At 65.4% G+C, this 8,549-nt stretch carries 9 protein-coding genes; 2 read left to right on the forward strand and 7 right to left on the reverse strand.

The window, feature by feature from the left end; genetic code table 11:
- Nucleotides 1–50: 50 nt before the first annotated feature.
- A complete protein-coding gene (locus AC5JJ6_RS30230) occupies nt 51–476 on the reverse strand; it encodes a DUF1810 domain-containing protein (protein ID WP_496045613.1) in 426 nt (141 codons plus the stop codon).
- 82 nt (nt 477–558) lie between these two features.
- Here AC5JJ6_RS30230 and AC5JJ6_RS30235 point away from each other — a divergent pair, with 82 nt between their 5' ends.
- Both AC5JJ6_RS30235 and AC5JJ6_RS30240 read left to right on the forward strand, forming a co-directional pair.
- Nucleotides 559–1,302, forward strand: coding sequence for a maleate cis-trans isomerase family protein (locus AC5JJ6_RS30235; protein WP_496045614.1), 744 nt, complete (start codon nt 559–561; stop codon nt 1,300–1,302).
- Nucleotides 1,303–1,361: 59 nt separating this feature from the next.
- Nucleotides 1,362–1,949: a glutathione peroxidase gene (locus AC5JJ6_RS30240; protein ID WP_496045615.1), complete on the forward strand. Its 588-nt coding sequence runs from the start codon at nt 1,362–1,364 to the stop codon at nt 1,947–1,949.
- Here the strand turns inward: AC5JJ6_RS30240 and AC5JJ6_RS30245 are convergent.
- From AC5JJ6_RS30245 to AC5JJ6_RS30270, 6 genes are all read right to left on the reverse strand, one after another.
- A complete protein-coding gene (locus AC5JJ6_RS30245) occupies nt 1,919–2,650 on the reverse strand; it encodes an ABC transporter ATP-binding protein (RefSeq protein WP_496045616.1) in 732 nt (243 codons plus the stop codon). The genes AC5JJ6_RS30240 and AC5JJ6_RS30245 overlap by 31 nt on opposite strands.
- Nucleotides 2,637–4,418, reverse strand: coding sequence for a branched-chain amino acid ABC transporter ATP-binding protein/permease (locus tag AC5JJ6_RS30250; RefSeq protein WP_496045617.1), 1,782 nt, complete (start codon nt 4,416–4,418; stop codon nt 2,637–2,639). The genes AC5JJ6_RS30245 and AC5JJ6_RS30250 overlap by 14 nt, the downstream gene beginning before the upstream one ends.
- Complete coding sequence (locus tag AC5JJ6_RS30255) at nt 4,415–5,290, reverse strand: branched-chain amino acid ABC transporter permease (protein WP_496045618.1); 876 nt, start codon at nt 5,288–5,290, stop codon at nt 4,415–4,417. Before AC5JJ6_RS30255 ends, AC5JJ6_RS30250 begins: the two co-directional genes overlap by 4 nt.
- A 71-nt stretch (nt 5,291–5,361) precedes the next feature.
- Complete coding sequence (locus AC5JJ6_RS30260; RefSeq protein WP_429641888.1) at nt 5,362–6,495, reverse strand: ABC transporter substrate-binding protein; 1,134 nt, start codon at nt 6,493–6,495, stop codon at nt 5,362–5,364.
- 150 nt (nt 6,496–6,645) lie between these two features.
- A complete protein-coding gene (locus tag AC5JJ6_RS30265; RefSeq protein ID WP_496045619.1) occupies nt 6,646–7,584 on the reverse strand; it encodes an acetamidase/formamidase family protein in 939 nt (312 codons plus the stop codon).
- Nucleotides 7,581–8,357, reverse strand: a complete 777-nt coding sequence (locus AC5JJ6_RS30270; protein WP_496045620.1) for an ABC transporter permease — start codon at nt 8,355–8,357, stop codon at nt 7,581–7,583. The genes AC5JJ6_RS30265 and AC5JJ6_RS30270 overlap by 4 nt, the downstream gene beginning before the upstream one ends.
- Between the last annotated feature and the right edge of the window lie 192 nt (nt 8,358–8,549).

The following is an 8,549-nucleotide window of genomic DNA, read 5'->3' on the forward strand; positions in this document are numbered from 1 at the left end:
TCAGGGAATCATAAGCGATTCCAATGCCTCAAGCTTTTTCCGGACGGACACTAAGGCTTTAGCTTCCCGAGGGTTCCCTTGTCCATGACGCCACCGAAATACTTGTCCAGAGCCGCCTGGAAGATCGGCGTATCGGGCTTCGCTTGAGCGAACAACGTCATGGATGAATGGAACTTCAGATCGTCCGGACTGCCGAAGATGTCGTGGACCGAGCGGCCGTTCACCCGATCGACCAGCTCCGTGAGTTCGATCAGCCGAGGGCCGAGTACGGGATGGCCGAGATAGGCCCGCGCCTCTTCCAGCGACGCGATCGCATAGCGTTGCGCCATGGCGCTGTGACCCAGTCCGGCTATTTGCGGGAAGACGAACCACATCCAGTGGCTGCGTTTCCGTCCACTGCCGAGTTCTTCCCGGACCTGGGCGATGACCGGCTCCTGAGCCCTTACGAAACGCTCCAGATCGTGTTCGTGCGTCATTGCTCCCTCCCGAGGGCTTGATTTCCATTCTGCTGGCGATGCGGGCGGCTGTTGAACAATCTATACTGAAGGAACGATCCCGATGAACAATCCTTCGCCTCATGACCGGGTGCTGCTGGGCATGCTGACTCCGTCGTCCAACACGGTGGTCGAGCCGATAACCTCGGCGATGCTGAGCGGCCTGCCGGAAGTCTCCGCCCATTTCGGGCGGTTCCCGGTGACCGAGATCTCGTTGCGGCCTGCCGCCCTCGGCCAGTTCGACGAACAGCCTTTCCTGTCCGCCGCCCGCCTGCTGGCCGACGCCCGTCTGCACGCGATCGGCTGGAACGGCACCTCGGCGGGGTGGCTGGGGTTCGATGCGGACGAACGGCTGTGCGACCGGCTGCTGGAAGAGACCGGCATTCCCGCCTGCACCTCCATGCTGGCGCTGAACGAGATCCTGGAAACGACGGACCGGACGCGGATCGCCATCGTCAGCCCCTATCTGGACGAGATCCAGGAGAAGATGGTCGCCAACTACCGGGCCGCCGGCTTCGACGTGGTGGCGGAGCGGCACCTGAACGACCGGGGCAACTTCTCCTTTTCCGAGGTCACCGAGGAACAGCTGGAACGGATGTGCGCCGAGGTGGCCGAGGCCGGGCCGCAGGCCATCGCGATCGTCTGCACCAACATGCGCGGCGCACCGATCGCCGAGCGGGTGGAGGCGGCGCTGGGCATACCCGTCTACGACACGATCTCCACGGTCGTCTGGAAAGCCTTGCGCATGACCGGCGTGGATACGGCACGGGTCCGGGGATGGGGCAGCCTGTTCCGGGAGCTTGCGTAAGGCGCTGGACGAGGGCGGCTGCCGATCCACATAGATGATGGAAAGAAGGAGTTGCCGCCATGCGCCGTTTGATAGTGTCGATCCTGGTGCTCCTGATACCGGGCGCCGTCGTCGTCTCATCGCAAGGGAGGGCCGTCATGCCGACCAGCGCCCACGAATTCAGCTTCCAGTCGATCGACGGAAGCCCGCTGCCGCTGGCGCAGTATGCCGGGAAGGCCGTGCTGGTCGTGAACACGGCGTCGATGTGCGGCTATACTCCGCAATACGCCGATCTGGAAGCGCTGTGGCAGCGTTACCGCGAGCGCGGGCTGGTGGTTCTCGGCGTGCCGAGCAACGACTTCGGCGGGCAGGAGCCGGGCAGCGCCGAGCAGATCAAGGACTTCTGCGAAGTCAACTTCGCGATCGACTTCCCGCTGACGGAGAAGCAGGTCGTCTCCGGCCCGAAGGCGCACCCCTTCTACCAGTGGGCGGCCAGCGAACTGGGCCAGGAGGCCCGGCCGCGCTGGAACTTCCACAAGTATCTGGTCGGCCCCGACGGCAAGCTGGCCGGCTGGTTCCCGACCGCCACTTCGCCGCAATCCAGTCAGGTGGTCAAGGCCGTGGAAGCGGCGCTGGATCAGCCGGCGGTCACCCTGCCTCCCAAGTAGGCGGCGCGGACTTCCTCGTTGTTCAACAGGGTGGCAGGGGATCCTTCGACGATCAGCCGCCCCGTTTCGAGCACATAGCCCCGGTCGGCGATGGAAAGCGCCATGTGGGCGTTCTGCTCGACCAGCAGGACGGTGGTCCCGTGTTCCCTGATGGCCGCTATCGTACGGAAGACCTGCTGCACGATGATCGGGGCGAGGCCCAGCGACGGCTCGTCCAGCATCAACAGTCTCGGGCGCGCCATCAGGCCGCGCGCGACCGCGACCATCTGCTGCTGGCCGCCCGAAAGCGTCCATCCCGGCGCGTCGGCGAATTTCAGGATGTCGGGGAAGATGCCGAAGGCCGCCTCGAGGTCGTTGTTCAGTTCCGCCTTCGGGACCCGGCTTCGGTTGGAACTGCCGAGCAGGATATTCTCGCGGACCGTCAATCCTGGGAAGATGCGCCGTCCTTCCGGCACGTGGGACAGGCCCAGCCGGACGATGGAATTGGCGGAGGCGCCGGCGATCTCCTTCCCGAGGAACCGGATGGAGCCCGACCGGGGCTTCATCAGGCCGGAGACCGTGCGCAGCGTCGTGGTCTTGCCGGCGCCGTTGGCGCCGAGCAGGGTCACGATCTCCCCCTCCTCCACCTTGAGGGAAACGGCGTTCAGCGCATCGACCGCGCCGTAGCTGGCGGTGACGCCGATGAGTTCAAGCAGCGCCATGGGCCGGCACCTCTCCGAGATAGGCCGCTATCACGGCGGGATGGCGCAGGACGTCGCGCGGAGTGCCTTCGGCGATGCGCTTGCCGAAGTTGAGCACGGTGATGTGGTCGGCGATCCGCTCGACCATCGCCATGTCGTGGTCGATCAGGAAGATCGTCAGCCCATGCCCCTTCAGGCGGCGCAGCAGTTCGACGAGATCCTGCTTCTCCGTCGGGTTGAGGCCGGCGGCAGGCTCGTCGAGCAGGAGCAGCGTCGGGTTTCCGGCGAGTGCGCGGGCGATCTCGACCAGACGCTGATGGCCGTAGGGCAGGCTGCCGACCAACTCGGATGCCTTGTCGGCGAGGCCGACGAAGCCCAGCGCTTCGAAGGCGCGTTCGCGAAGGGCGGCTTCTCCCTTCGCCGGTGCTCCCGGACGCTGCGCGCCGATCAGCACGTTGTCGAGGATCGAGAGCGACCTGAACAGCCGGATGTTCTGGAAGGTCCGGCCGACGCCGGCGGCGCAGCGCTCGTGCGGGGCGAGCCGGGTGATGTCCCGCCCGCCCAGCGTGACGCTGCCCCCGGTCGGCCGGTACAGCCCGCTGAGCACGTTCAGCAGCGTCGTCTTGCCCGAGCCGTTGGGGCCGATCAGGGCATGGACGCTGCCGCGCTCGACCTTCAGGTCGACGCCGTCGACCGCCCGCAGGCCGCCGAAGTGCTTGGCGAGGCCGCGCGTTTCCAGGATGTCCGCCGGGCCGGAATCCGGGATGTCGAGCCGGAAAGGCCTTGGCGTGACCGGTGCGGGGCGTCCGCCGCCGACATGGGCGATCCGTTCCAGCAGGCCCCAGATGCCTTCCGGCATGAACACCATGATCAGGATCACGGAAAGGCCGTAGATCGCGAGGTAGATTTCCTTCAGGAAGCGCAGCCATTCCGGCAGGAGGATCAGCAGGCCGGTACCCAGCGCCGTGCCGAAGGCGGACTGGACGCCGCCGATCAGGGCCATGGTCAGGAACACCACGGATTCCGCGAAGCTGAACTGATCCGGGCTGATATAGGAAAAGCCCGACGCGAACAGCGCGCCGCCGAGACCGCCGAGGACGGCGCTGATGGTGAAGGCGACGACCTTGGTCCTGTAGGTGTTGACGCCGACCACGCCCGCCGCCAGCTCGTTGTCGCGCACGGCCTGCATCGCGCGGCCGAGGCGGGTCCGCCGCAGATACCAGACCGCCAGCCCGACGGCGTAGAGCACGACGATGCAGAAGGTCAGGTAAGCCTTGGCACTGGCCAGCGAGACGCCCGGCAGGTTCGGCCGCGCGATGCCGGAAACGCCGTCCGGCCCATGGGTGACCTCGATCGAGTTGACGAGGACCAGCGTCACGATCTGCTGGAAGGCGATGGTGACCATCGCAAGGTAGTGGCCGCCGATCCGCAGCGACGTCAGCCCGAGCACGGCGCCCGCCACGGCGGAGGCGGCAAGGCCCAGCACCATCGACAGCCAGAAGCCCAGGCCGTGATCGACGGTGCCGAGCGCCACGGCATAGGCGCCGATGCCGAAGAAGGCGGCCTGCGCCAGCGAGAGCTGGCCGGTATAGCCCAGCACGACGGTAAGGCCGAGCACCGCGACCGTATAGGTCACGGCCTGCATCAGCATGTTCAGCACATAGGCGGAAAGCGTCATCGTCAGCGGCAGGACCGCGAGTGCTATGGCCAGCACCGCCAGCACGATGCCGCCGGCGATGGCACCCCGGTTGGACGCCGGAGCGGGATGGGAGAGGGTTGCGTCGGTCATGCCTTCTCCGCCACCTTCTCGCCGAACACGCCCTGCGGCCGGACCATCAGGAACAGGAACAGCACCAGGAAGGCGAAGCCGTCCTTGTAGGGGACGGAGATATAGGCGGCGCCGAACGTCTCGACGACGCCCAGCGCCAGCCCGCCGACGATGGCCCCGGTGACGTCGCCGAACCCGCCGATGATGCTGGCCGCGAACGCCTTCAGCGCGATGGTCGAGCCCATGTTGATGGAGACGAACAGCAGCGGCGCCACCAGGATGCCGGCCAGCCCGCCGAGCACCGCGCTGTAGGCGAAGGTGATCCCGATCATCAGCGCCACCGGGATGCCGAGCAGCGACGCCATCTCCTTGTCCTGCGAGGTCGCCTGAAGCTTCTTGCCGAGCATCGTCCGCTCGAAGAACAGGTATTGCAGGACGACCATCGCGGCGGTGACGGCGAGGATCAGGAGGTACTGGCTGTCCAGGAAGACGCCGCCGACGGCGATGCCGGGAAAGGGCAGCATGGCCGGCAGGCTTTGCGGATGCGGGCCATAGGCCGCCAGCACCCCGTTCTGGAGCAGGATCGAGGCGCCGATGGTGCTGATGACGACCGGCAGGAAGGTCCGGTGGCGGAGCGGATAATAGACGCCGTAATTGAACAGGATGCCGAACCCCGCCATGGCGGCGATGGCGATGACCGCCGACAACCAGTAGGGCAGCCCCATGTCGACGGCGAAGACGACCATCAGGAACGCGCCGATCATCGAGAAGTCGCCCTGGGCGAAGTTGACGACGTTGGTGGCGCGGTAGATCAGAACGAAGCCAAGCGCCACCAGGGCATAGATGCTGCCGATGCCGAGCCCCGTGAAGAGCAATTGCAGAGTAATGGACATGAGCGTCCTTTCAGCGGCCAGTCCGACGACAAGCCGGGCGGATAGCGATCCAGCGCGGAGTAGGTTGAGGCTCAGTCCTTGAAGTCGATCCGCCGCTCGAAGACGATGGTGCCGTTGTCGTTGTGCACGATGTTGTAGCCGTGCAGCCCGTCGCCGTTCTGGTCGAAGTCGTAGGTGCCCTCGGCTCCCTGGAAGCCGCTGATCGCCATCAGCGCGGCCCGGATCTTCTCGGGCTCCGTGCTGCCGGCGTCGTTGATCGCCTTGGCGAGCACCGTCACGGCGTCGTAGGGCCAGGCGGAGAAAACGTCGGCCTTGGTGTTGTAGGCGGCCATGTATTTCTGGGAGAACGCTTCGGAGGCCGGGCTGGACTTCTCGGCGAAGTCGGTGACGCCCCAGGTGCCGTTCAGGGCTGGCCCGGCCAGACGCAGGGCCGAGGTCGTGGAGATGGTGGTCGAGCCGATCCACGGCAGGTCGACGCCGAGCTGGCGCATCTGCTTGGCGAGGATGCCCTGGTCGGTCTCGAACGTGACGTAGCTGGAAAGGATCTCGGCCCCGGCCGCCTTCACCGCGAGGGCTACCGGCGTGAAGTCCTGCGAGTTGTTGGTGTAGCCCTGGGTAATGACCGTTTCGGCGCCCAGCGCCTTGAGCTGGTCGGCCAGCGCGTTCTTGCCCGCCGTGCCGAAGGCGTCGGTGGAATGGACGATCGCCCATTTCTTGCGCTTCAGAACGTTGACGCCGTACTCCGCGATCACCCTGGCGGAATAGGTGTCGTTGGGGCGGAAGCGGAACAGCCACGGGTTGCCCATATGGGTCAGCTTGGGATCGGTGCCGCCGATCATCATCGGCTTGCCGGTCTTGATGACGTCGGGCGCCATGGCGTGGACCTGGGTCGAGCGGATGGAGCCGATGAAGGCGGGGATGTCGCTGTCGCCGGCCAGCTTGCTGAAGGCGAGGACGGCGCCGGGATTGGTGGTCTGGTCGTCCTCGATCACCAGTTCGAGCTGCTTGCCGAGCACGCCGCCGGCCTTGTTGACTTCTTCCGCGGCCAGCTTGGCGCCGTTGACCTGGAAACGACCGGATTCCGCCGCCGGTCCGGTTACCGGTGCAACGACGCCTATCTTCAGGGTTTCAGCGGCAATACTTTGCGATGCGGCAAGTGTCAGTGCGCCGCACAACAGCAGCGCCGTCAGCCCGTACTTGGTCATCGTTTCCCCCAGGATGTATTTTTCTTGGTTATCTTTGAGTTTGAGACAGGTTCAGCGCCCTGGCAAGTATGATTAACGCCCTGCCAAGACGCCGCCCTGAAATCCCCAAAAGATGAACGGCCCTGGGGGTACCGCTACTTTTCAGAAGCGTTATTTTCTAAGCTGCGCCAAGTATCTTTTATCCACCTTGCAGACATAGGTGAACTTGGGATTGACCATCTGGGTGCAGCGCGCCTCGGCGATCTGGCCCAGCAGCATGTAGGCCTCGGCGCCGCCCAGCCCATAATCGTCCTCCAGCCAATAGACCATCTCCTCGAACGAGATGCGGAGAGCATCGTCCAAGGGCCGGGCACAGCCGACGGTACACAGGTGGGTCGGCGTCTCGATGCGCGGCCAGTTGAGGCGGGCCGGCGCGTCCGACAGGCTGACGCGGAGGCGCAGATGGCCGCGGATCTCGATGGCGCCCATGCCGTTGCATTCCGCGTCGCCCTGGAGCGCGTGGACGTCGCCGAAGTAAAGATAGGCGTCCTCGTGGTAGACCCGGACCATCAGGCGGTTGCCGTTGGTCACTTCCTGGATGTCGAGGTTGCCGCCATGGGTCCCGTTGTCGATGGTCAGCGTGCCGCCGGCGACCGGAGCCACGCCGATCACTCCGATCATCGGCTTGGCGTCCAGCTTGAGAGTGTCCGACCAGTGGACGATGCCGTCCTCCACCCGGACGTTGCGGTTCTGGATGCCGAACTCCTTCCGCCGGACCCAGTCCGGGAAGATGCCGATCCCCGGCCAGAGTGCCGTATAGCCCAGGCCGTGGACGCCGACCTCCAGCACCTCGATCGTCAGCATCTGCCCCGGACGGGCGCCGACGACGCGGATCGGGCCGGTCGCCGGGTTGACGAAAGGCAGGGTGACGTCGTGTTCGTGCAGCGCGTCGTCCAGGTTGTGGATCAGGTGCCCGCCGATATTCAGCTCGGTCTCGACCTCGAAGATTTCGCCGGGATGAACCTCGGCGACCAGGCTGTCGGTCCGGGCGAGCGCGTATTTCAGGTCGCCCTTGCGGATGACCTGGATCGATGACGTGGAACCGGTCATGGAACTTGCCTCCAGGGGGTGAGCAGGCGCTCGATGCGGCCGACGATGAAGCTGAGGACGAGCGCCAGGGCTATCGTGGCCACCAGGGCCGCGAAGACCTTGGGGATGACGTACAGGCTGCCGGCCTTGAAGATGGCGTGGCCCAGCCCTTCCTTCGACGACATGAACTCGCCGATGATAGCGCCGATCAGCGCGAAGCCGACGGTCAGCTTGAAGCCGGCGAAAATGTCGCCCAGCGACGACGGGACGACCAGTTTGGTGAAGATGTGACGCTTGGCGGCGCCCAACGTGCGCATCAGGTTGATCTGGTCCTGATCGACGTTCATGGCGCCCTTGTAGGAAGTCACCAGCGCCACGACGACGACCGAAAGCGTCGCCATGGCGACCTTGGACGCCAGATCGGTGCCGAACCAGATGATCATGATCGGTGCCAGCGCTATGATCGGGATCGAGCCCAGCGCTATGATGAAGGGCTGCATGACCTTTGCTAGGAAGCGCGAGTACCAGAGCGACAGACCGAGCACGGTCCCGATGACGTTGCCGAGCAGGAAGCCCAGCACCGTTTCCAGCCCCGTCACATAGGTATCGTGGATCAGGCTGCCGTCGTTCCACATCTGCACCAGGAAGCCGAAGATGGCGCTGGGCGAGCCGAACAGGAAGGCGCTGAGCTTGCTGCTGGACGTCGCGTACTCCCACGCGGCGAGCAGACCCGCAAGCAGGCCGATCTGGCAGACCAGGATCAGGGCAGTTTCGCGCAACCGGTACCGGCGCATGAGACGGCCCCAGCGGGACCTCTTCGAGCCGGATGGTCCCGTCCGCGCGAACGGTCGCGATTCAATCGTTTCGGGACGAGTGGTCATTGCGGGCGGATCTCCAGATCTCCCCAGATCGCCGCGACGTAATCGCCGAACCTGGGGTCGTGACGCGCCGCCATCATGTCCATGCGGTCGCCTTCCAGCTCGATC

It is taken from the genome of Skermanella sp. (genome assembly GCF_059503625.1).

What these genes read in the sequence shown, in the direction of transcription:
- AC5JJ6_RS30230 (WP_496045613.1), bottom strand. Translation starts at nt 476, where the DNA reads ATGACGCACGAACACGATCTGGAGCGTTTCGTAAGGGCTCAGGAGCCG.
- AC5JJ6_RS30235 (WP_496045614.1), top strand. Translation starts at nt 559, where the DNA reads ATGAACAATCCTTCGCCTCATGACCGGGTGCTGCTGGGCATGCTGACT.
- AC5JJ6_RS30240 (WP_496045615.1), top strand. Translation starts at nt 1,362, where the DNA reads ATGCGCCGTTTGATAGTGTCGATCCTGGTGCTCCTGATACCGGGCGCC.
- AC5JJ6_RS30245 (WP_496045616.1), bottom strand. Translation starts at nt 2,650, where the DNA reads ATGGCGCTGCTTGAACTCATCGGCGTCACCGCCAGCTACGGCGCGGTC.
- AC5JJ6_RS30250 (WP_496045617.1), bottom strand. Translation starts at nt 4,418, where the DNA reads ATGACCGACGCAACCCTCTCCCATCCCGCTCCGGCGTCCAACCGGGGT.
- AC5JJ6_RS30255 (WP_496045618.1), bottom strand. Translation starts at nt 5,290, where the DNA reads ATGTCCATTACTCTGCAATTGCTCTTCACGGGGCTCGGCATCGGCAGC.
- AC5JJ6_RS30260 (WP_429641888.1), bottom strand. Translation starts at nt 6,495, where the DNA reads ATGACCAAGTACGGGCTGACGGCGCTGCTGTTGTGCGGCGCACTGACA.
- AC5JJ6_RS30265 (WP_496045619.1), bottom strand. Translation starts at nt 7,584, where the DNA reads ATGACCGGTTCCACGTCATCGATCCAGGTCATCCGCAAGGGCGACCTG.
- AC5JJ6_RS30270 (WP_496045620.1), bottom strand. Translation starts at nt 8,357, where the DNA reads ATGCGCCGGTACCGGTTGCGCGAAACTGCCCTGATCCTGGTCTGCCAG.